The organism is Bdellovibrio bacteriovorus HD100 (genome assembly GCF_000196175.1).
In the GTDB taxonomy this organism is placed as follows: domain Bacteria; phylum Bdellovibrionota; class Bdellovibrionia; order Bdellovibrionales; family Bdellovibrionaceae; genus Bdellovibrio; species Bdellovibrio bacteriovorus.
Map to the genome: position 1 here is coordinate 3,312,147 of NC_005363.1, position 22,956 is coordinate 3,335,102.

The 22,956-nt window shown below is 51.3% G+C and carries 22 protein-coding genes; 11 read left to right on the forward strand and 11 right to left on the reverse strand.

Annotated elements, in window-relative coordinates; all coding sequences use genetic code 11:
- Positions 1–7: 7 nt before the first annotated feature.
- The 9 genes from BD_RS15555 to BD_RS15595 all read right to left on the reverse strand — a co-directional run bounded on the left by BD_RS15555 (position 8) and on the right by BD_RS15595 (position 9,718).
- On the reverse strand, positions 8–1,336 hold the full coding sequence (locus BD_RS15555) for a FliI/YscN family ATPase (protein WP_011165737.1): 1,329 nt from the start codon (positions 1,334–1,336) through the stop codon (positions 8–10).
- Positions 1,336–2,121, reverse strand: a complete 786-nt coding sequence (locus BD_RS15560) for a FliH/SctL family protein (protein ID WP_011165738.1) — start codon at positions 2,119–2,121, stop codon at positions 1,336–1,338. Before BD_RS15560 ends, BD_RS15555 begins: the two co-directional genes overlap by 1 nt.
- Complete coding sequence (gene fliG / locus BD_RS15565; RefSeq protein ID WP_011165739.1) at positions 2,108–3,142, reverse strand: flagellar motor switch protein FliG; 1,035 nt, start codon at positions 3,140–3,142, stop codon at positions 2,108–2,110. Before fliG ends, BD_RS15560 begins: the two co-directional genes overlap by 14 nt.
- Positions 3,142–4,791: a flagellar basal-body MS-ring/collar protein FliF gene (gene fliF / locus BD_RS15570; RefSeq protein WP_011165740.1), complete on the reverse strand. Its 1,650-nt coding sequence runs from the start codon at positions 4,789–4,791 to the stop codon at positions 3,142–3,144. The genes fliG and fliF overlap by 1 nt, the downstream gene beginning before the upstream one ends.
- Positions 4,792–4,816: 25 nt before the next feature.
- Positions 4,817–5,152, reverse strand: a complete 336-nt coding sequence (gene fliE / locus BD_RS15575) for a flagellar hook-basal body complex protein FliE (protein WP_011165741.1) — start codon at positions 5,150–5,152, stop codon at positions 4,817–4,819.
- 80 nt (positions 5,153–5,232) lie between these two features.
- On the reverse strand, positions 5,233–5,676 hold the full coding sequence (gene flgC / locus BD_RS15580) for a flagellar basal body rod protein FlgC (protein WP_011165742.1): 444 nt from the start codon (positions 5,674–5,676) through the stop codon (positions 5,233–5,235).
- Positions 5,677–5,679: 3 nt separating this feature from the next.
- A complete protein-coding gene (gene flgB, locus BD_RS15585; RefSeq protein WP_011165743.1) occupies positions 5,680–6,090 on the reverse strand; it encodes a flagellar basal body rod protein FlgB in 411 nt (136 codons plus the stop codon).
- Positions 6,087–6,929, reverse strand: a complete 843-nt coding sequence (locus BD_RS15590) for a sigma 54-interacting transcriptional regulator (RefSeq protein WP_011165744.1) — start codon at positions 6,927–6,929, stop codon at positions 6,087–6,089. Before BD_RS15590 ends, flgB begins: the two co-directional genes overlap by 4 nt.
- 8 nt (positions 6,930–6,937) lie before the next feature.
- Positions 6,938–9,718: a tetratricopeptide repeat protein gene (locus BD_RS15595; RefSeq protein ID WP_157865726.1), complete on the reverse strand. Its 2,781-nt coding sequence runs from the start codon at positions 9,716–9,718 to the stop codon at positions 6,938–6,940.
- Positions 9,719–10,318: 600 nt separating this feature from the next.
- Between BD_RS15595 and BD_RS15600 the strand changes: the two genes are divergently transcribed.
- From BD_RS15600 to BD_RS15635, 8 genes are all read left to right on the forward strand, one after another.
- The gene (locus tag BD_RS15600) at positions 10,319–10,801 is read left to right on the forward strand and encodes a hypothetical protein (RefSeq protein WP_226988059.1); all 483 of its coding nucleotides are present in this window, start codon (positions 10,319–10,321) and stop codon (positions 10,799–10,801) included.
- Positions 10,801–11,589 carry an MlaE family ABC transporter permease gene (locus tag BD_RS15605; RefSeq protein WP_011165747.1) on the forward strand — a complete coding sequence of 263 codons (789 nt, stop codon included), beginning with the start codon at positions 10,801–10,803 and terminating at the stop codon, positions 11,587–11,589. Before BD_RS15600 ends, BD_RS15605 begins: the two co-directional genes overlap by 1 nt.
- The gene (locus tag BD_RS15610) at positions 11,586–12,332 is read left to right on the forward strand and encodes an ABC transporter ATP-binding protein (RefSeq protein ID WP_011165748.1); all 747 of its coding nucleotides are present in this window, start codon (positions 11,586–11,588) and stop codon (positions 12,330–12,332) included. Before BD_RS15605 ends, BD_RS15610 begins: the two co-directional genes overlap by 4 nt.
- The gene (locus tag BD_RS15615; protein WP_011165749.1) at positions 12,332–13,147 is read left to right on the forward strand and encodes an MlaD family protein; all 816 of its coding nucleotides are present in this window, start codon (positions 12,332–12,334) and stop codon (positions 13,145–13,147) included. Before BD_RS15610 ends, BD_RS15615 begins: the two co-directional genes overlap by 1 nt.
- Before the next feature lie 148 nt (positions 13,148–13,295).
- Positions 13,296–13,592, forward strand: a complete 297-nt coding sequence (locus BD_RS15620; RefSeq protein ID WP_157865727.1) for a hypothetical protein — start codon at positions 13,296–13,298, stop codon at positions 13,590–13,592.
- Between the two features lie 81 nt (positions 13,593–13,673).
- The gene (locus BD_RS15625) at positions 13,674–14,507 is read left to right on the forward strand and encodes a S1 family peptidase (RefSeq protein ID WP_226988061.1); all 834 of its coding nucleotides are present in this window, start codon (positions 13,674–13,676) and stop codon (positions 14,505–14,507) included.
- Positions 14,508–14,671: 164 nt separating this feature from the next.
- Positions 14,672–15,823 carry a hypothetical protein gene (locus BD_RS15630; protein WP_157865728.1) on the forward strand — a complete coding sequence of 384 codons (1,152 nt, stop codon included), beginning with the start codon at positions 14,672–14,674 and terminating at the stop codon, positions 15,821–15,823.
- Between the two features lie 12 nt (positions 15,824–15,835).
- A complete protein-coding gene (locus BD_RS15635) occupies positions 15,836–18,421 on the forward strand; it encodes a hypothetical protein (RefSeq protein WP_011165753.1) in 2,586 nt (861 codons plus the stop codon).
- 4 nt (positions 18,422–18,425) lie between these two features.
- Here the strand turns inward: BD_RS15635 and BD_RS15640 are convergent, their stop codons facing one another.
- Positions 18,426–18,821, reverse strand: coding sequence for a DUF721 domain-containing protein (locus BD_RS15640; protein ID WP_011165754.1), 396 nt, complete (start codon positions 18,819–18,821; stop codon positions 18,426–18,428).
- A gap of 23 nt (positions 18,822–18,844) precedes the next feature.
- Between BD_RS15640 and trmFO the strand changes: the two genes are divergently transcribed.
- Positions 18,845–20,167 (forward strand): methylenetetrahydrofolate--tRNA-(uracil(54)-C(5))-methyltransferase (FADH(2)-oxidizing) TrmFO, encoded by a 1,323-nt coding sequence (trmFO, locus tag BD_RS15645; protein WP_011165755.1) that lies wholly within the window; start codon positions 18,845–18,847, stop codon positions 20,165–20,167.
- 32 nt (positions 20,168–20,199) lie between these two features.
- Here the strand turns inward: trmFO and BD_RS15650 are convergent, their stop codons facing one another.
- A complete protein-coding gene (locus BD_RS15650) occupies positions 20,200–20,814 on the reverse strand; it encodes a thymidine kinase (protein ID WP_011165756.1) in 615 nt (204 codons plus the stop codon).
- Between the two features lie 276 nt (positions 20,815–21,090).
- Here BD_RS15650 and mltF point away from each other — a divergent pair, with 276 nt between their 5' ends.
- Both mltF and BD_RS15660 read left to right on the forward strand, forming a co-directional pair.
- The gene (mltF, locus tag BD_RS15655; RefSeq protein WP_144313798.1) at positions 21,091–22,470 is read left to right on the forward strand and encodes a membrane-bound lytic murein transglycosylase MltF; all 1,380 of its coding nucleotides are present in this window, start codon (positions 21,091–21,093) and stop codon (positions 22,468–22,470) included.
- A complete protein-coding gene (locus BD_RS15660) occupies positions 22,467–22,955 on the forward strand; it encodes a DUF1772 domain-containing protein (RefSeq protein WP_011165758.1) in 489 nt (162 codons plus the stop codon). The genes mltF and BD_RS15660 overlap by 4 nt, the downstream gene beginning before the upstream one ends.
- Position 22,956: the final 1 nt, after the last annotated feature.

The following is a 22,956-nucleotide window of genomic DNA, read 5'->3' on the forward strand; positions in this document are numbered from 1 at the left end:
ACCTCTATCAGGCGTTAATAAGAATCTGCTGCATCTGGCGCACGGTCTGTGTGAAGTTGGTCGGGTCCTCGACTCTTTGTTTAAGGAAGTCGTTCACCTGATCAATCACCTTCACGGCCCGGTCAATCTTGGGATTGGATCCCGGCTTGTAGGCACCGATGTTGATCAAATCCTCGGCGTCTTTATAGACCGCCAGGGTTTCACGCAGCTTTTGCGCCAGCTTGGAGTGCTCTGGCGAGGACACGGCCCGCATCACCCGGCTGGCACTTTGCATGATATCAATCGCCGGGAAGTGACCCTTCTGAGCCAAAGAGCGGCTTAGAACGATGTGCCCGTCCACGATGGAACGAACTGAATCTCCGATCGGATCATTCATGTCATCCCCTTCCACCAGCGTCGTATAGAAGCCGGTGATGCTGCCTTCGCCCTCAAAGGACCCGGCACGCTCAAGCAGCTTAGGCAGGGTGGCAAAGACGCTGGGGGTGTAACCCTTTTGGGATGGTGGTTCACCGGTACTCAGACCGATTTCCCTTTGAGCCATCGCAAAACGAGTCACGGAGTCCATCATCAACAACACATTCTTCCCCTGAGAGGAGAAGTATTCAGCCAGAGCCGTCGCCACATAAGCGCCCCGCATACGCAGCAGCGGGCTTTGGTCACTGGTCACACAGACAACAACCGATCTTTTCATCCCTTCCGGGCCCAGATCGTGCTCGATAAATTCGCGCACCTCACGTCCACGTTCACCGATCATGGCAATCACGTTGACGTCGGCATTCGTATTACGGGCCATCATACCCAGCAATACGGACTTACCCACACCGGAACCCGCCATAATAGCGACACGCTGGCCCAGTCCTGCGGTTAATGCGCCATTGATGGCACGAATCCCCAGGTCAATAGGCTCACGGATCGGACGGCGATCCAGAGGGTTGCGAACTTCACTGTACAAAGGAACTTCACGGAAATTTTCGACTTCGCCCTTGTCATCCAGAGGACGACCCAGGCCATCCACCACACGGCCCAAAAGCTCTTCACCCGCGCGCACGGTGGCGATCTGACGGGCCAGGACGATTTTTGATCCCAGGGCCACGCCTCTCATGTCATTCAGAGCCATCATCAGAACATGCTTGTCCTTGAACCCCACCACTTCGGCCAGGAAGGATTTTTCCATCCCGCTGGGATTGATGGACACGATACTGCCAACGCTTGCGCCCGGCAGATATCCTTTGATAAGCATCCCGTTCACTTCCGTGACTTTGCCGCTGTCCTTCGTCAAGTGGACAGACTGGATCACGTCAGAATACTTATCCAGGTTCAGTTCAAATTCGCTCATTAACCGGCAATCCTGTCTTTAACTTTGGGCATGTTTTCAGAAAGAACAGACCACAACTGTTCCACGCGCTGTTCAATGCGGGCATCGACTTCACCATAGTTGGTTTCAACAATGCAACCGCCGTCAGCCACTTCGGCGTTGGGTTCAAATTTGATTTTTTTGATGAATTCAAATTCACGGCCGGTCTCGGATTTAAGCTCCTCAAGGAAGTCAAACTGAGTCTGGGACACATGAACGGTGATTTCTTCCTCGTCCTGAGCCAAACCAACCGCGTCGCGCAGGATTCCCACCATCGCGTCGTTGTTGCTGTTAAGTTCGGTTTTGGCCAGACGGGAGGCCATCTGGAACATCAGTTTCAGCAGATGGGCTTCGTTGAATCCGGACATTTCTTTTTTAAGTTCTTTGATGGTCAGCAACAGGGTGTCCAAACCGGCCATACGCTCGGCGATATCCGCAGACACCTGTTCGAAGGCCTCTTTACGGCCCTCTTCCAGACCCAGGCGATAGGCTTCCTGATAGGCGCCTTCCTGGATTTCTTTCAGCTTTTCCAAAGCGGCCACTTCGACTTTTTCCTCGTCGTTGCCTTTTTCCACCTGATCAATACCCGTCTGCACACGCACGGCATCGTTCATGCGGAAATCAGAGCCTTTGCTCTTTTCTGCCAGATAGTTCATGGCCTGCTCGGGAGTCCCCAGATCGAAACGCATGGGAACAAACTCGAGCACTGTTTTTTCAGCCACTTCCTTGGACAGAACGGACTTGGAGGCGCGATTAGACCATTGCATCTTCTGAACCACCTCTTGCGATCAGGATTTTTCCTTCGGCTTCCAGACGGCGTGCCACGTTCACAATCTCCTGCTGAGCCGACTCGACGTCGGACAGACGGGATGGACCCATGTTCGACAGATCCTCACGCAGCATCTCGGCCGCACGGGCAGAGATGTTCTTGAAGATCTTCGTACGAATCTCTTCGCTGGAAGTTTTGAGCGCCAGCAGAAGTTTTTCGTTCGCCACTTCCTTGAGAAGCGACTGAATGCCACGGTCGTCGATTTTCACGATGTCGTCGAAGACGAACATCAGTTTGCGGATCTCTTCGGCCAGCAGAGGATCTTTTTCCTCCAGGCGCGACATGATCGCGGTTTCCGTGTTCTTGTCCATGACGTTGAGCATTTCCGCCACCGGATGTACGCCACCCAATGCCGCCTGCTCGACCGTCGCCGTATTGGACAACTGGTTCTTCAATACACGGTCAATTTCAGCAATCAATTCAGGATCGACGTGCTCCAGATTCGCCATACGCAGAACCACTTCGGCCTGCAGGGCTTCCGGAAGACGTTTCAGAACCTCGCCTTTTTTCTCGGGCTCAAGATGCGCCAGGATCACGGCTACGGTCTGCGGGTGCTCATTCACCAGGAAGGTCGCCAAAGATTTTGCGTCGACCATCTCCAGGGACTCCAAAGAACGGGAACCACCGGAAGTGATGTTCAAGCCCCCCAGGATGCCACGGGCTCTTTCCTCACCCAGGGCGTCCACAATGGTGTCCTTGGCAGAGATATTTTCAGAGAAAATGTAGTCTTCAGTTTCAGAGATCATTTCGTAGTACTCTTCCAGCACACGTTTGGTCACGTGAACCGGCACTACACGCAATTTGCTCATTTGATTGATAAGCTTGCGGATGTCAGAGTCGTCCATACGGCGAAGCAAAACCTTCACCGCATCCTTGCCAAGGTAATTGATCAGGATTGCGGCCTTGTCGAAGCCCTTGAGATTTTCATACTCAATATTATCTGACTTATGAAGTTTCATTAGCCATCCTTCCTAACCAGCCACATGCCAAAGGCGTTGGCTGCTTTTTCCTCGTCACGACTCATTGATGACAGGATACGATCTTTCAGCAATTCAGATTCGGCCTTCTCAGGATCAATGGATTCCTGAAGGACCGGCAAAGCGGTGGACATGCCCGGAAGGGTGTTATCCACAGACTGCAGCTCTTCCAGCTCTTCGATTGTGCGAGGAAGCATTTCCTCAACAGAATCCTGGAAGCTGTCGGTGATCCACTGCATGAACGGGCGCACCACGATGAAGAAGAACAGCGCCAAGCTGAATCCCAGCAATGCCCACTTGAACAACGCGTGGATCAGCTTTTTTCTTTCCAGCGTCGTCAGGATCTTTTCTGCTTCAGAGAAGTCTTCCGGCTGGAACTGGATATTTTCAATTTTTACACTGTCGCCACGGGCGGTATTGAAACCGATCGCATTCTTAACCAGATCCTCGTACTTGCGCAGCTCTTCAGCCGAGCGCGGTTTCCAAGTCGTTTCGGTGGTGCCGTCGGCTTTGGTTGTCGTCGTCATCATGCCGTCAACAACCACGGCCACACTCACGCGCTCCAGATTCCCTGCGGATTCACGGATATTACGCACGGTTTTTGGCACGTCATAGTTCGTTGTCTTGATTTCTTTTTTAACATCCTGACGGAAGCCCACAGTCCCCTGGTCCTCTGCCCCCGGCAGATTGGAACGGGAACCCGGCACACCGGCTGGATTGGTGCGGGAGCCGTCCAAAGATTCCTCTTCAGACTGCTGGGAACGGATGGCTGTTTTGTCCGGATCCACGGATTCTTCCACAGAAGAAATCACACGGTGATTCAGAGTCGCATCCACTTTCGCCACAACCTTGGCATGACCAACAACCTTTGTCAGGATGTCTTCGATACGGTCTTCCAGGTCGCCTTCAATTTTGGCTTTCAGATCCAGCAGTTCATTGGAACCACCAGTTGTCCCGTCAGCCACGCGGGTCAGAACTTTACCACGCTCATCCAGGACTGTGACTTTGTCCGCGTCCATGCCTTCAACAGAGTTCGCCACCAGATAACGAACACCGCGAACTTGCTCCGGAGTCAGCTCTTTACCCTGGTGCAATTCCACCACGACAGACGCTGACGCCTGACCGCCCTCTTCAAGGAAGGTCTTTTTGTTTGGCAAAGCCAGAATCACTTTGGATTGTTTCACTGCTGTCAGCGTGTTGATCGCACGCATCAGCTCACCCTGAAGGGCCCGCTGATAATTGATCTTCTGAGCATAGGAGTTCATGCCGAAATCCTGCTTGTCGAAGATCTCAAGACCGATCGAGCCCATTTTCGGGGAACCGATTTCGGACATCAATGTCATCTGGGTTGAGTGCAGCAGTTCTTTTGGAATGGCGATTGTCTTACCGCCATCACGCAGCTGGAACGGCACATTCTTTTCGTTCAGCTTTCCAACGATTGTGGAAACCTGCTCCGTCGGAATGTTTGTGAACAATGGCACATAGTCTTTCCCTGAAGCCATAAACAGCATCGTGAAAAGTGCCACCGCCGCAATTACAGTAACCGCAATTACTGAAAGTCTTTTGGTCGGACCCAGGTTTTTGAAGAACTCGCGAAACTGGACAACCAATCCACCAAAAATCTTATTCAAGGAAACCCCTCCAGCCTAAGGAAAACTAAACCTGCATCTTCATAACTTCTTGGTACGCATCAATAATCTTGTTGCGCACTTGCACCATCACCTTCAGGGCGATGTCTGCTTTTTCCGCGGCGATCATCACATCGGCCACGTTGTCCGTTTTGCCAGTCGCGAGATTCTGCATGGCTTTATCTGAAGCCTTTTGCATTTCATTCACGCTGCCTACGGCGTCTTTCAGGGTGTCGGCGAAGCTCTTACCCGTACCGGATGTCGAACTCGTTGAAGGGGTGTTCTCGATGCTTAATGACTTGGAATCACGGACGATTCCATTATCGAGAAACCTGTTTGCATTTGATACAGTAAAACCCTCCATGGCTTCACCTTCTCCTCTGATAAAATTGTATTAAACTTGCGTAAAAAAGTCCTTAATTTTTGCCGGGGTCTAGGAAGGAATTACCTGCCTATTTCCAGCGCGGAAAGCGCCATATCCTTCGACGCCTGAACCGCTGTCACGTTGGCCTCGTAGGAACGCGACGCCTGTATCATATTGGTCATTTCTTCCATCAAATTGATATTCGGATAAGCCACGTATCCGTCTGCATTTGCATCAGGATGGTCCGGTTCATACTTGAGCAGCGGCGCCTTGCGATCCGAGATCACATCAGTGACCTGGACCCTCTGGAAACTTCCTGCCGGATCCGTCGAGGAAATGATCTCGCCAAAGTTTTTGGCATCGGGCATCGCCTCGAAAACCACGTCCTTACGGCGATACGGACCACCCTCGGGGGTCTGGGTCGTGTTAATGTTGGCGATATTGCTGGCAATGGTATTCATGCGCATTCTTTGCGCCGCCATACCACTGCTGCTGATTCTCATCCCCGTCAAAAAATCAGCCATCTATTACCGCCCTTCGGTTGCGGCATACTTCAGTGCCGCCATTTTCTTGTTGATCAGTTGCAGAGCCGCTTTGTACATGATCGCGTTCTCTGACAACGCCGACATTTCTTTTTCCACATCGACGGTGTTTCCGTCGTTGTTCACAGCCCCTTCCGGATCATCATAGATATCCGGGCGGGTTTTGCTGACCGAGATGCCGCCCACCGCGAAGTGTTCCGGATTGCTCGTGCTCAGGGAGTTTGCGCCATCCAGATCCAGCGCTCTTTGCAAAGCGCCTTCGAAGTCCATTTTCTTGGCGTGATAACCCGGAGTCTCGGCATTGGCGATATTCGAGGAGGTCACATTGTGACGGAGCTGCCTCATGCTCAGTGAGGTCGCCAGCGCGTTGGTTGTTTTATCGAAGATATTACTCATAAAACACCTGCTTCCTTGTACTCATTAAGTTTGTTTCTCAAGGTACGAATACTGATTCCAAGCATTTGCGCCGCACGGGTGCGGTTCTGGGCGGTCAGCTCCAGAGTCTGAATAATTAGACGCTTCTCGACCTCAGAAAGGGACATGCCCGGGGCAAAATCCAGGTCCATATCCTCGACCACAGCCTCAAACTGGATGGATTCAGGCCCAATCAGTGAAGATTTTGCAAGAACCACGGCTCTTTCCAGCACATTTTCAAGTTCACGGATGTTGCCCGGCCAGTTCCAGGTGTTCAGGCGGTCGAAACCTTCCGCCGTCAAACGCAAGCCCGACTTGCCGTGCATGATCTGGGACACTTCCAGAATAAAATTCACAATGTTCTGGAAGTCCTGACGACGGTCTTCCAGGCGCGGCAGTTCCAGATGAACAACCGCCAGCTTATAGAACAGATCCTGACGGAATTGTTCCTGCTTCACCAACGCGCGCAGATCGCGACGGGATGTGGAAATGAAACGAGGGCGCGTGCCGTCAGCTCTTTCCACCAGCTTCATCAGGTCATTTTGCAATGCCACAGAAGCGCAATCCAGATCTTCAATCAGCAAAGTACCGCCATCCACGCGCGAGAAGTCAAAGCCACCGGCGTTTTTGCAATCCAGGCAGTACAGGCGTGCTGAACGGCTTTTGGTGTAAATGTAACGAGCCAGACTTGTTTTACCCACACCGGCCTCACCGACCAGAAGCAAACTTGCCTGCGTTGAAGCCAACTGCAAGCTCAGCTGTTTCACTTCGTGCATTCTTCTATCTTCGATGTGTAGAGCATCAAAATCAAAGTACGACATCCAAACTCCTATTGGCCTTGCTCGTTCTCAGACATAGCTGGAATTCTTTTGATATATTTCTTGTAATCGTCACGCCATTCTGAATTCTTCAACTGCTCCTGAGCCAGATTCTTCCAGAACCCGCTCTTGTCACCTTTGAAGTCATTCCAGACCTCGGCCGCTTTCTGGATCTCACCTGCTTTGAAGTAGATCTGACCCAGTTTGTAACGGATGGAGGAAAGCGGACGATTGTCTTCGTACTTTTCCAGCAGCTTTTCATAGGAACCTGTCGCCAGATCCTGCTGTTTTTTACTCAGATAGATATCACCCATCATTTCCAGCGCCTTGGCGTGGATCACCGGGGAAATCTTGCCGGAATCACTTTGCAATTTGTCGATCATTTCCAAAGACTGGATGGCTTCATCCGGTTTGCTTTGTTTCACCTGAAGTTCAGCCAGTTTCAGATAAGGTTCAGCCACCAGTTGCGGCTGACCTTTCCACGTGCGCAAAAGTTCGCCCAGGTAACGAACCGCAGAATCATTGTCCCCGCGTTTTTCCAGCAGACGAACCGCGATGTTCACGCGTTCAATCTGAGATTGTTCGTCCATTTTTTCCGGCGTTTTGATGTTTTTCAGATAGTCATAAGCCTGATTGTATTTTTGCTCCTGAGTGAACACGTTGGAAAGACGCAGGTTCAGTTCGTCCTCGGAAGGAATCTGCTCTTTCACCTGAATTTCTTTGGCTTCCGCGGTGCCACGAATTGCATAAATACGGTTCAAAACGTCTTTGTAGTATCTTTCCGCTTCAACCGGAACCCCGGCCATCTCAAATGCACGACCGACATTATATTTGGTATCCAGACGCTTGGAGTTTTTCAGCCAGTTGTCAGCATATTGACTGTGGGTTTTCAATGCCTTGATGAAGTTGCCATCGTTAACTTCGGATTCCAGCTTGTCATTGATGTTGGAAACAATACGATTGGTCAGCAGCGGAACATCCACAGAAGTGGGATGTTCTTTATAGTATTTGGAAAGCAGATCCACCGCTTTTTGGTGTTCACCACGGTGAGTGTAACCATCCGCCACCATCACAGTTGCAAACTGCTCGATGTTCGGAAGATCAATCTTTTTAGCCAATGACATGATTTCTTCAACGGCGTGGTTTACTTCCTTCGGCTTCATGCCTTTCATGCGCGTGCTCAAAAGACGCAAACGCGCAATCACTGCATTTGGAGTTTCACCATAACGGAAGTACGTTTCAAGGTAAGCCCCCATCACGCGGGACTTGTCGGCACCGAAGATTTCAAGCAACTCACCCATGCGCGTCATCGCAAATGCCGAATGGTTGCTGCTTGGGAATTTTTTTACGAATTCACGATAGGTGTCCAGACTTTGCGGATACTTGTTCATCATGAACAAAGATTCCGCCTGATTGAAGAAGGCATTCGGGTAAGAGCTTTGTCCCTCTGGATACTTCTTCAAAGCTTTCTGATATTCATCAACCGCTTTTGCATAGTTCTTGCCGCGCACCCACACGTCACCACGACGGTAGGCTGCTTCCACTTTCAAATCACGGTTGAAAGCTTCTTTTTCAACCTGATCAAACTGGGCAATTGCATCTGTCCATTTGTTCAGCTTCATGAAAGCCAAACCCATGCCCAGACGCGCCAGATCCTTGGAAACAGATTCTTTGCCCGAGAAGTTTTTGTTGTCGATGTGTTCTTGGAACAAACGCAGGGAATTGAGTGCATCGCCTTTTTCCAAAGCCAGGAAGCCCGTCTTCACTGACGTTCTTTCCGCCAAAGGAGAACGCGGATACTTAGCGACTGCCTCTTTATATTTCTGCATCGCCTCGTCATAGTCTTTCATGCGGCCTTCTTCCTTCCACAGGGCCAGGTGAACGTCGGCGGTCATGAAATCAATGACTTCGTTGTATTCAGATTTTGGATATTTGTCTTTGAACCAGGCCTGAGTTTTCAGGTAAACGCCATAGCGCTGCTTTTCAAACAACGTCAAAAGCAAACGAGCCTGTTTGTTTTCTTCCGTGGACTGCGGGGAAATCTGGTAGATCGCCGGAGTGATCTTCATTTTCTCCCAGTAGCTGACCGGAGTTTCCAGCATCGGGAACGGGATATAATAGTTATCCTTGGCGCGGATCATCGCCTCTTCTTTGATCTCATAGTCTTTGACCGAGAAGCGGGAATAGTCCGGATCGCCACCGTCAAAGATACCGGATTTCACTGAATCATTAGCGGCAAAGCCCACGCCCTGATCTGCAATCGCCAAAGTGTCCGCCGCTGGCTTACGGTTCTTGTCAGTTTTAGCTTTCGCCACAGGTTTCACATCTTTAGCCGGCAACTCGGTCGGAATTTGTGTGTCTTTTTTGGCAACTGCTTTGCCGTCTTTTTTAGGCTTCGCAGATGGATTCACATAGAAATCCATGATCAGCCGAGAAGGCTGATCCGTCAGGTAATCAAATGTCTCGATGTCTTCACCAGAAAGGGTGAACTGAATCACGTTCTTGCCATCCGGACCCTTGCGGTCCACAGCCACCGACGTCACAAAATCACTTTTAAAGGAGGAAAGAGAACCGATCGTGGATTCATCCAACGCCGGCACGGTCATTTCAACGACAACCTGACCTTTTTTATCAAGGCGTTTGACGTCGTAATCCCAATTTTGCTGGCCCGACAGTTCCATGTGAACAGTGTCGCCCTGAAAATTAATGATTCCATTGACCTTCGCCGCTTGCGCTGAAGCTAGACCAAAGAACAGGCATCCTGCCACAATCAAATTACGTAAAGTGTTCACTCCTTGAACCCCTTCTCTTCCCTTCGTTCTGCTATTGCACATACGGTGCCACCTCTTTCAAAGGTCCATTGGCAAATAATTTCCAGATGGGCAAAAAGTTTCATAGAATTTCCAACACCACCGCCAAAACGCTGACGGCGAGACGACCCGGCCCTAGGAAAGGCCACACCCAAACCAGCCGCTTCGGACAGTCCTCGCGGACGCCGTCCCGTTGGGACGTGCTGCTGTGGAACTTGCGTCTGGCTTGGGTGTGGCCTTTCCTAGAGCCTGGTGTGCCGGCAAATTTTGGCGGTATCTGGGTGCACGCTGTGCGTGTTCTCTGATCTTTTTCTACGCGCTACCGAGAGCTCTCGGTGGGGCGCTGGAAGCAGTGGGAAAATTCTTGTCTGGAAGGTCGGACAGCTTGGTCTAGGGCGGATAGGGGGAGCGGTGGTGGCTCAGCCCCAAGTTCCGCAGCAGTAGGCCCAAAGGGCCACGTCCGCGAGGATGTGTTCGAAGGGGATGAGGCGCCACCGCTCCCCCTATCCGCCCTAGACCGAGGCACTGTTTCGCCGTACAGACTCTGGATTTTTCCTCAATTTATTCCGATGGATGGGTGCTATGAAGAACATCTTTGTTTGTTGCATCTTGAGTTTGCTTTTTGTTGGGTGTGTGTCGGTGAATTTGCCGGGGCGGAAATCTGTGCCTGCAAAGGGTGTGGAGTTTTCTTCGCCTGGTTCGCCTTTTAAATCCATTGATGCAGGCAATTCTGACAAAGCTTGGTTGAGTTCGTCGACTGGGAACACGATTTCTTTTGTTTCTGACTGTGGTGGGGCGGATCCGTCTTTGCAGCAAATGGAAACAGAGTCTTTGGCGGCGCTTTCCAATCTGGATGTGAAATCAGATACTTTGATGTTCAATGGCCGCGAGGCTCGTCAATCGGTGGCTACAGGCACTGTGGATGGCATTCCGGTGCAACTTTCCCTTTTGGTGTTTAAGAAGAATAACTGCAACTACACTTTGAGTTATGGTGGCGTTCAGAAGCAGTTTGCGGCTGAACTGAAACACTTTGAAGATTTTAAGGCTCAGTTTAAGGCTCCGTAATGAATAATCTCGCCCTGCCCTTCACAGTCTTTATGATGGAAGTCCTCTTCTTTATCGGTGGAGTGGGGCTGCTCAGCCGTGATGTTTTCCGTGAAACCATTCATGGTCGCATCTATTACAAACTGATCTCTGAACAAATCTACCAGATCGGCATGCGTTCTTTGCCCTTGATCGTGATCACGGCCGTCAGTATCGGCATGGTGATGTCCCTGCAGTTTGGTATGGGACTGGAAAAGTTCGGTGGTAAGCTTTATGTTCCCAAGCTGCTGGCCGTGACCATCCTGCGTGAAATGGGTCCGGTGTTCACCAGTCTGATGCTGGCAGCCCGCGTGGGCGCTGGTATTGCCAGCGAGATCGGCAGTATGGTCGTCACCCAGCAAATTGATGCGATTCGTGCCCTGGGCACGTCCCCGATCAAAAAGATCGTTATTCCCCGTGTCCTGGCTTGCCTGATCACTTTGCCGATCCTGGTTTCTATTGCCAACATCGTCGGAAACCTTGGCGGTCTGATCATCGGCGCGACCGAATTGAATCTGGATCCTAATTTCTATTATCTGAAAGTGATGACGACTTCCAACATCCAGGACTATCTGTCCGGATTTGCGAAGACCTTCTTCTTTGCCATCTTTATCGCCATTCCGTCCTGCTATTTCGGTCTGAATGTAAAAGCCGGGACTAAAGAGGTCGGCATTGCCACCACCAAGGCGGTGGTTGTGTCCTCGATCCTGATTGTGGTCGGTGACTTTTTCCTTTCAAAACTTTTCTGGATCGTGGAGAAAATGATATGAGCGAAACCAGACAAGGCGTCATCGAAGTTGTGGACTTTAAAAAGTCCTTCGGCAGCAAAAAAGTGCACCAGGGTGTGAACTTCTATGTGCGTAAAGGTGAATGTCTGGGCCTGATCGGTGGATCTGGCGCCGGAAAAAGCGTTATCCTGCGCAGTCTGGTGGGGCTGGAGAAGCCCGACAGCGGGCAGATTCTGATCAATGGCGTGGACATCACTCCAATGAAAGAAACCGAACTGATCGAAATCCGCAAAAAAGTGGCCTATGCCTTCCAGGGCGGGGCCCTGTTTGACTCGATGTCGGTGTATGAAAATCTGGCGTACCCTTTACGTGAGCATTTCAACTTCAGCGAAGAGGAAATCTCCCGCCAGATCAAAGAAACCCTGCAGGAATTCGGTCTGCCGGGATCTGAACACCTGCTTCCCGGAAATCTTTCCGGCGGTATGCAAAAACGTGTGGGCCTGGCCCGCGCGATGATGATGCATCCGGAAGTCGTTTTGTACGATGAGCCAACAGCGGGTCTTGACCCCTACAACACCAAACGTATCCAGGAATCCATCTTAAGCCTGAAGGCCAAGGGTGTGACCTCGATTCTGGTGACCCATGACATGCCGACGGTCTATGCCGTGTGTGACAAAGTCGCCCTGCTGCTGAATGGAAAAATCGGCGAGCAGTACACAATTGAAAAACTCAAACAAGAGCCCCCAGGGGCCATGAGCCAGTTCATCAACGGAGAAAGTGCTTAATGGAATCTCACTTCGGCACCCAAATCAAAGTCGGAATCTTTTTGACCATCGGGATCTTTCTGATTCTGGCCACCATCTTTATGCTCGGCGCGGACAAGGCTTTGTTCACTAGCTATGTGCGTGTGCATGCTCACTTTGATCAGGTTCAGGGTCTGGCGGTGGGCAGCGTTGTGTCCCTGTCCGGTGTGACGGTGGGTAACGTTGAAACCATCACCTTCCTGCCAGAGAAAAACTCTTTGGACGTAAAGATGAAAATCAACGAAGACTACATCGACCGCATTCGCCAGGGTTCTCAGGTTGAAATCCGCACGCAAGGAGCCTTGGGTGACAAGTTCGTCTTTATCATCCCGGGTGACCCGCGCGCAGAAAGCCTGAAAGAAGGCGACATACTGGAAGTGGCAAAACCGACCGACTTTCTGGGCATCGTTTCTGAGCGTGGCAACGAAACCAACAAAATCTTTGATATCATCAACGAGCTTTACAAAATCACGCACGCGATGAACGTGGAAAACCGCATGGGTAAAATCATGGCAAACCTGGAAACCGCCAGCACGAATTTTTCCCAGACCAGCAAAGACAGTCAGAGGTTCGTGGCGCAAATGAATGCCCACGGTGGCGGCGAAAAGCTGGGTAAGTCCATCGAGAAACTGGATTCCATTTTGTCCAAGATCGACCGGGGCGAAGGCAGTCTGGGCGCGCTGATCAATGATCCGTCCATTCACAACCGCCTGAAAAACATGCTGGGTGGCTCCAACCGCAAGAACCACGTCGAGTCCCTGCTTCGCACCTCCATCGAAAAAGAAACCAAAGACTAGCCCTTTCAGCTAGTCCACTTCAAAGACTAGCTTTCTGCTGGTCTTTTCGGTTTAGTACCGTTTTAATTCTGCAAGCTTCCTCCACTTGGTCCAGAAATTCTGCAAACCCGAGTGGAGAATCGTTTCAAAGATCTTTAGTTTTAGATTCATGGAAAATTCAAAACTACTCGAAGCATTTTCAATTGGGGTCACTTTACTGCTTATTCTGGCCGGCACGGCTCAAGCCACCGAGCACCGTCTGAAACTTCCGATGGAAGGACTGGATGAAAATCGTCTGAGTTCCGAAATCATCTATACCGACAACGAAGACACCACCGGCGATGTCCGCGAAATGAAGGTCAGCTGGTCTGAAAAGATCCCGGCCACCACCGCCACTTTGCAGGTGTCCAGCCTGATGCAGACCGAGGCTTTGGGCGCCGCTGCCCAAATTTCGTGGTCTTTTTAGGGCACTATCCAACTTTTTGACAGCCGAAATCCCATTGGCTTGCATCTAAGCTGAGTTGCATTTTTGCAAGCCAAACCCGGCATGAGAAAGTTGATCGTATTATCACTCATAATGACCGCTTGCCAGGGCCAGGTCTCCAAAGACTCCCTGGATAACTCCAACTTTGACGGTATTGTCGGCGGGACCGACGTCGCTGTGACTGAAGCCACAGCGAAACAAGCCCTGAACTTCCGCGTGCTGTATGACCCGCAAGTTACTGAAGACGAGCGCGGCACCACCACCCGCTATAAGGTGTCCCAGTGCACGGCCAGTGCTATTTCTCCCCGTCTGATCCTGACGGCGGGCCATTGTATTTCCAAACGGGAAGACGCTTTACATCGCATTGAACTTAAAGATGAACACGGTGACACCACCTATGTGAAGGCCGCAAAGTTCCTCGTTCATCCTGAGTTCGAAAATGGAAACAAAAAGTACGATCTGGCACTGGTGCTACTGGAAACGGCGCTGCCTGAGGGTATCGAGATCATGAAGTTGCCAGCCAAAGACGTGGATCTGGGCCTCAACAGCATCAAAGCCGCTGGCTTTGGCCGTATGGATGGTCGCCCGTCCTTCCCGGGCAATGTCGGCATTCTTAGAACAGCTGATCTGAACATCGCCAAATACAGCCCGATAGAGCCGGCGTTCATCGTGGATCAATCCCAAGGCAAAGGTTTCTGCCAAGGCGATTCTGGCGGTCCTGCTATCACCACGATCGGCAACGACACGATGGTGGTCGGCGTGGCTTCGAAAACATTCTTTGACGACAAACTGCCGAAGGAAGAATGGAACCTGTGCATCATGCAGGGTGAATACATGAACGTTCAATTCCACATGGATTGGATTGAAGCGACGGCAAAGATTCTTTCACAAGAGTAATACGCAGCGTGAGTGGCATGAGAATTTCAGGTTTTAGTTAGTAAGTTTCAGAAGAGACTTTTAAATACAATCTAAATGCTTTAGAAGGAAATGCTGTGAATATTCGGGCGTTACTTGTAACATTTTGCGGAATTTTAGGCTCAATTTGCGCCTATGGTTCGCTTATGGGAACAAGCACGCTGCCTGAAGGGATCAACAGCCCTTCCCTGCGCTTCGGGATGATCGACGGCATCAGCCAGAAATACACCGAAAGCGGCAGCCTGATGAATCTTGGCGACTACAAATCCGTGGTCTTCGACGCCAAATCCCTGGCAAAATTCAATTCCGACGCCAAACGCCTGATCGACGCCTTGAACCGCTTTGGCGGGCACAATCTGGGTGATGCCTTCAATCTGGGTGTCCTGCGCGTGGACACCATGCCGAAGGTTCAATACTATGCCCCGGTCTTTGCCCGTGGCATCACCAAAAACTGGACAATCGGTTTCGGTGTGCCGGTGGTGTCTTATACCAACAAAATTTCCCTGTCCCAGGAATTCTCCAATATTGAATACTACCGCGAGCAGTTCTCTGGATTGAATCCGGAACTGGATGCGGCTTTGAATACGGACCTGAGTAAAGCCACCAATGAAACTTTGACGGCAAAGGGGTACAAACCCCTGGCCAACCGTGATGAAAGCTTCATTGGTGACGTGAATGTGGTGAGCATCTACAAGTTCTATGAAAAGGGCGACATCACCATGGCCCATCAGGCCCAGCTGAATCTGCCCACCGGCCCCAAGTACGACACCGACGATCTGGCTGCGCTGAATGTTTTCGGTCGCACGAATATCACGAACTCTTTCGTTTATTCCCACAAGATCTTTGCCGGCGCCTATCTGGTGCCCTATGTGTCTTATCTGTTGAACATCCCGGACAACATCACCGCCCGGGTCCCCACCGATGAAGATGACACCTTGCCTGACGCCAATACCAAAGAAGACGTGACCCGCACCCTGGGTAACATCGCCACTGTCGGTGGCAATGCCTTCTATGAATTCAGCGACAGCTGGACACTGGGGGCTGGTTATGACTATTCCACCAAAGAAAAAGACGTCTATCGCGGTGATCGCAACACCCGCTATGACCTGCTGGCTTTGAATTCAGCTTCGACGGCTCACCGTGTGAAAGCGGAACTGACTTACAGCACAGTGAATTCTTATTTTAAAAAGACCGCTTTGATTCCCATGATGATCAGCTATCAGATTTCTGATGTCTTTGCTGGCGTGAATATCGAACGACAGCTGGCGCAGGAAATGAATTTGATGATGTTCTTCTAGAAAGGAGGGCCCATGCTACGAAAGTCTTTGCACATTCTGATGTCTTCGGCCCTGCCCCTGACCCTGGCTCTATCGGCGTGTGCGCCGAAGGTGGAAGAACGTGTCTTTGAAAAACCTCAAACCTCTTTCGGCCCGCAGTCCAAAGACACCCGTCTGAACCTGCGCGTTCGCCAGTTTGGCAAAGACACGCCAGCCTTGTACTGGGCTGGCACCATCGGCAGCGCCCGGTTCTTTGAAATCGCAGAGGCCCTGCACACTTTGGGCGCCAAAACTGAAAATCCAGCGTTGCAACAAACCGGACTGTCCTGGATTCGCCAGTACTACAGCAACCCGCAATCCACTTTGACGACGGAACTGGCCGACTCGCCTTTTGCCGCCCTGGCCACGGGACAGACTCAGGAACAAGTGCGCGGGACTTTGACCGAAGTTCTTGCTGACATCGAAAAATCACGCCCGGTGATTCGCCGGCACATCGAGGCTCTGGGCCCGGGTCTGCCTCAAGTTCCCATCAAAAATCTGAAGGAGATCCTTTCTCGCGCCGAGACATTCACCAGGATGGTACTGGCCGAAATCCCGAACATGGGGCTGATTCCGGTCATTGAAAGCGGCCTGACGGAGGAATTCCAGAAAAAGACGACGCCCCTGTTTGCGGAAGTTCGCACGTTGCTGGCGAAGCTGGCGGCCACCAAAACCCTGACTGAAACTTTGCGCCTGATTGATGACGCCGTTAAGCAGTTTGAAGTCGAACTGACCCCGGAGCTTCAGACCAGCATGCTTCAGGGCCGCAAACTGGCGGTGGGCCTGGATCGCATGTCTGACGCCCAAAGCGCTTTGACTGTGATCGTGGATGTATGGCGCATGCTGACCCCGGCCGAGCGTGAACAGAACTTCAAACCGGTGAATGAAACTCTGTACGACTTCCTGTCAAAGCAGAGCGAAGATGAATTGATTTGTCTGGCGACGGAAGGCTGCAATGGCGGCATCATTGATGGCATCACCAAAAAGATCTTCATCCTTCCCAAGATCAAAAAATTCGGTGTTGAAACTTTGCAGCGTGATTTGAACAACGCCACACGCCAGTACGTTGTGACTTCCATTGAATCCTTTGCTGCCGACTTCGTAAAAACAATGCCCCAGACCTTTGCCGACAATATCGATGTGGGTCTGACCGACAAGGCGGCTGCGATTACACGCGTGCGCGACGGCTATCAGAACTATGTGCAAAACCTGTTTAAGGTGTGGCAGAAGAAAGTCCTGCCTGCGACCGGCGGAGTTCTGCCGGGTTTTGAAAGCGCCCAAGTGCTGTTTGAGGCCTCCACCAGCAAAGCTCTGAACCTGAAACCAGCCGCAGCCTCTGCACAATTGCGCGCGGACTCCATTGGCCCTGCGATGGCGGCCAACGTGCTATTGCTGGAAGAAACCCCGGCGGATGACCCCAACGCCTTTGCCATTATGCTGGCACAAGTGAACAAGCTCGTGGCCATTGCCGGCTATCGCGATGCTGACAACAATCTGGTACCTGCATTGCTGGCGCCAGTGAATCACGAAGGCACATTGTTGGACATAATGAACTTTGATGCCTCCAAAGATCCGGGGCTTTCTTTCCGTGTTCCTGATGTCATCAAGCTGCGCGACGCCTATCATGCAGATCATGAGATGACTTACGAAAAGGATTTCTCGGCAGCGGCTTTCGCTTCCCAGATTCGTGGATTAAGCCGCATGATGCGCCTGACGGCGGACTGGAAAAAAACCGCCTATGATGAACAGCTTGGCCCGATCAAGGCACAGGACCTGACTCAGGATGCCCAGCATGAAGACCTGCAACAGCCTCTGTTCCCGAAAGACATGCTCTTTGCTTTGAATTTGGGGAATGCGGCGGTTTTGCTTCAGGACATCACCAAAAAAGCGACACCGGTATTCATGCTCAGCCTGAACAACCATCTGCTTTGGGCGGACAGTTATGGCACCACCAACGAGACCGCTGTGATGGCCGGAATCGTCGATATCAAAAAAGGTGAACGCACCCACACCGTCAGCACCCGCGACACCACAAACTTCCTGCTGGCGCTGAGTGAATTCCTGGATGCCACGGAAGGGGTTGAAAACACCAAGTCATCGATCCTGCTTGAAAAGGATGCCAATGGCGAAGCGCCTTTGGAAATTCTGAATGCAGGCCGCAAGGACATGCGTCTTTTGATCCTGGCAATTTCCAATTTCATTTCCAATCAGCTGATCACCGCCGACAAACTGGCTGTGACCAAAATGAATCTGAATGAGCGCACTCTGGAAATGAACAAAGACTATCGCGTCGAACAACAGGCGCTGGCAATTCGCGCCCTGCTGAAGGGCTGGCAGATCACGAAAATTGATTCCTACCTGTGGTCCGCCCAGGAAATTTACTATGCGATGAACCGCCAGATGTTCAACGACAAAGAAGAATTCTATATCAACAGCGACGGCAGCAAACTCAGTCTGCCCGAGCGTATCAACACCCTGCTGGCACTCAGCGAATTGAAACCGCACCTGCCGGAAGAAAGCCGCCTTCAGCTGGAAAAGCTGATGAACCCGTGGCTGGATGCACTTAAGAAACTAAAATAAGGATTTATTCGTCGTCGGATTCTGGTGCGATTTTCTGGATCATCTCTTTGAAAGTGGAGGTGTCCTCAGTTGGAACCTCCCGGCGATCCAGGGTGAACTTGATATATTTTACAAAGTTATTTTCAAACTTCTGATTGATGGTGTCACGGATGGGATCTTTCATAAAGATCATCTGCTGCATCCAGGACGAGTTGCGCACCCAAACGTACAAAACACCCCTCTGAAAACCCACTGGCTCGGCATTTTTAGCGATGGTTGGGCCTACGACTTCTTCCCATTTTGCCCATAGTTTCCAGCGCATAAACTGCTCGGACAATGGCGACTTGCCATTTTCGAAAAGTCTCTGTAGTACTTCCGAGCCGATAGATAATTTGCCTTTGGGTTTCTGTTTGGGATCCATGTAAGAAAAGGTCTACCACAAAGATGACAAATATCACTCAAAATCAAAAAATTACAGTCGTTGGAGCAGGGCTTGCGGGCTCAGAATGCGCTCTGCAACTAGCTGACATGGGATACAGTGTCGTTCTTTACGAGATGCGCGATAAAACCATGACTCCCGCGCACAAAACCCACAAATTCGCAGAACTTGTGTGCTCCAACTCTTTTGGCAGCTTGGGTGAACATTCCGCCCCAGGCCAACTGAAGTGGGAGGCGAAAAAGCTGAACTCTCACATCCTGCAGGCCGCTTTTGAGGCACAGGTTCCGGCCGGCCAGGCTTTGGGCATGGACCGCGAGGTCTTTTCTGCCATCATGACTGAAAAAGTCAAAAATCACCCTAACATTGAAATCCGCAATGACGTGGTGAAATCCCTGAACGACATTCCCCGTCCGGCGGTGATTGCCACGGGTCCGTTGACTCACGATGATCTGGCCGAAAGCATGCGCCAGCATTTTGGTGATGAGTTCCTTTATTTCTTTGATGCCATTGCACCAATCATCGATGCAGATTCCATCAACACGGAAATTGCGTGGAAAGCCGACCGCTATGACAAGGGCACCGGGGACTACTACAACTGCCCAATGAACAAGGAAGAATACAACCGCTTCATCGAAGAAATCCAAAAAGCCCGCAAGATCGAACCGAAAGACTTCGAGACTACGGACTTTTTTGAAGGCTGCATGCCGATTGAAGTGATGGTGGATCGTGGCCCGCAGACTTTGCGCTTTGGTCCGATGAAACCCATTGGTCTGGATGATCCTCGCACCGGCCGTTATCCATGGGCCGTGGTTCAGCTTCGTCAGGACAATAAAGAGGGCACGGCTTATAACATGGTGGGCTTCCAGACCCGCATGGCTTACGGCGAACAGGTTCGTGTGTTCCGCATGATCCCGGGCCTTGAAAACGCCGAGTTCCTGAAACTGGGAAGCATTCACCGCAATCTGTTCATCAATTCCCCGAAGCGTCTGAACAAAGACCTTTCCAGCAAGAATGATCCTTGGTTGTTCTTTGCCGGCCAGATCACGGGTGTTGAAGGTTACTTTGAATCGACCTGCACAGGCTTGATGGTGTCGCGATTCCTGAATCAGAAATTGAAAGACCAGCCGTTCAATCCTCCACCGCGCGAAAGTGCCTTTGGTTCTTTGCTTGAAGCCATCACGGATCCAACCCGTGCTGAACACTTCCAGCCAACCAATATCAACTTTGCTTTGCTGCCACCTCTGGCGGAAAAAGAGCGCGACAAAACCCTGCGCAAAGAAAAACAGATCGCCATTGCCCGCAATGTGATGGAGCAGTGGAATCCATAAAAAGCAAAAGGCCCCATCAGGGGCCTTTTTATTTAGGAGATTTCCATTTCGCGTTTTAGCTTCCAGTCCAGGGTGGGTGCATCCACTTCCGGTTTGAAGTGCTGACGGCAGCGCGCTTCGTAAGCGTCATGAGTTCCGACCAGAACCTGCCCGTCGCCACCCGCGGTTCTTTGCGTGCGGCTGGCTGGAGCTCCGCACACCACACACACGGCATGCTGCTTGGTCACGCTTTCAGCCACGGCCATCAAAGTCGGCATCGGCTCAAAGGGTTTTCCCTGCCAGTCTGTATCCAGACCCGCGATGATCACACGCAACCCGCGGTCCGCCAGATCCTGGGCAATCTGCACCAGATTTTGACCAAAGAACTGACCTTCATCGATCCCCACCACTTTCGTGTTTGGCTTTAGAAGGTTCCAGATTTCTTCAGCATCGTGAATCGGAGTGGAATCAATGGTCGTAAGATCGTGGGAAGTCACGGCCATCTCGTTGTAGCGTTTATCTATAATAGGTTTGAAAACCTGAATTTGCAGGCGCGCGAATTCCGCACGGCGCAGGCGACGGATCAGCTCTTCGGTCTTACCGCTGAACATGGAACCGACAACAACCTCAACCCAACCACGAGTGTGAACATAAGAAAACTCAGACACTAAAACCCTCCCTTTAGTGGCCATTGGCAAAAACGATCGTGGAATCTGACAGAGGAGTCAACGCCCCAAACGGGCTTTTTCGACTAGCTTGCGTCATAAAAACGAGCGATCTCTGGGTTTCTGACGCCGCCCTGTAACACCCACCGAGGACTGAGCTTTTTTACAATTTGCCGGGGATTTTGTGCACAAACCGTACAGTATTCACATTTTAAGACACAAATTCGGTGCTTAATGCTTGCACTGGCGGCGCGCCAAAGGATAGCACTGCCCCACGCTATGGGAACGATTTTAAGATTAAGACAGAAAATCGCCCGGGCCTTTCTAATCGGAGGCCTTGGGTTTACCACGGTCGCCATGAATGGCTGCGACGCCATGATTATGGACGAACAGGAGAGCTTGGCTCAGGTTCAGTCCAAAGGTGAAATCGTGGTTCTGACCACGCAAAGTCCTCTTATATATAGTCAGCCCAAACGCGGCGGGGCTTTCGGGATCGATCACGATCTTTTGGAAAACTTCGCCAGCCGCTACAACCTTAAACTGAGGTACGTGGTACTTCCGGATGAGGACTCGGTGTTGCGGGCGCTGTCTAAAGGCGAAGGGGATATCGCCGCAGCCCGCTTGAGGACTCCTCACAATATGACCGGCTTCCTGACCGGCCCTGCATACGAAGAAACTTATCTTAGCCTTTACTGCCACAAGAAGGCCCAGATCCAAAACATCCAGGATCTGAATGGCAAAAACATCTCGCTGCTGCAAAAAGACAATTACCTGGGTTTGTCGCAACGTCTGACCCAGCTTTCACCGCAAGTGAAGGTGGAGATTCAGGAAAACATAAAGACCCAGGATCTGATCTCAAGTCTTGCTCAACGCAAAAACGACTGTGTCATCGCAGAAAACTTCAGCGGTGATTTCTATGCCCGCTATCACACCTCGATTGAAAAGGTCACCGACCTGACAGCCCCCTACTCTTTGAGCTGGCAGCTGTCCCCGGACAACTCAAGTCTGCTGCATCTGATGCAACACTGGTATCAGCAGGCTTCCCGCGAAGACGAAATCATGCGCATCCTGGATCGCTACAAAACGTACCTGACCCAGTTGGATAAGCGCGATATCGCCCAGTTCTTCAAAAAAATCCGCACGACTTTGCCGACTTATAAAGAAGCCTTCCGTGATGCTGGTCGCGAACACAATCTGCCTTGGCAGCTGATCGCCTCGGTGGCTTATCAGGAATCGCACTGGAATCCGGAAGCCCGCAGCTTCACCGGAGTGCGTGGATTGATGCAGTTGACGACTGACACCGCTTTGCATGTCGGTATTGAAGACCGCACCGATCCTTTGCAAAGCATCTGGGGCGGATCCAAATATCTGCGCTCCCTGATGGACCGCGTGCCTTCCCACTTGAATTACAAAGACCGTCTGGCTTTGGCACTGGCTGCATACAATGTCGGCTGGGCTCACCTAAAAGACGCGCAAAAGCTGGCCGAAAAGATGGGCCGCAATCCTTACTCCTGGAGACACATGCGTGAGATTCTGCCATTGCTGGCGGATCCGGAATACGCCGCGGAGTTTGAATACGGACCGGCTCGTGGTTATGAGACGGTGGACTTCGTAGAACGAGTCAAATCCTTCTATAATCTGATGAACGCGGCCGGATGAAGATTCGCTCCTGGGCCCGATTTGTCGCCATCATCTGCATGGGATTACTGGCTGGGCACAGTCTGTCGATGGTGGCCATTATCGGCCCCGCGGTCACCAGCCTGGGCCCCCAATCCTTTGTTGAAGTAAACTCCATCACGGAACCCACTTTTGCGGCGATCTTTCCCTACTTCTTTATGGTTTTGCTCAGCAGTCTTGCGATCTGGTGGGTCTGTCTTTTGAAACACTGGAAGTCCCGCGAGTTCCTGATGCTGAATCTGGCATTGCTGTGTTTTATAGATCAGCTATACGTCACCTACCGCGCACAGGTGCCCCTGAACAACATCATGACCACCTGGAAGCAAAGCCATCAGTTGCCACCTAACTGGGAACACCTGCGCACAGAATGGCTTGCCATGATGAAGTATCACCTGGCACTCAGCGTGGTCGCATTTGTACTTCTGCTGACGGCCCACCATCGTCGTCATAAAACAGAATCAATTTAGT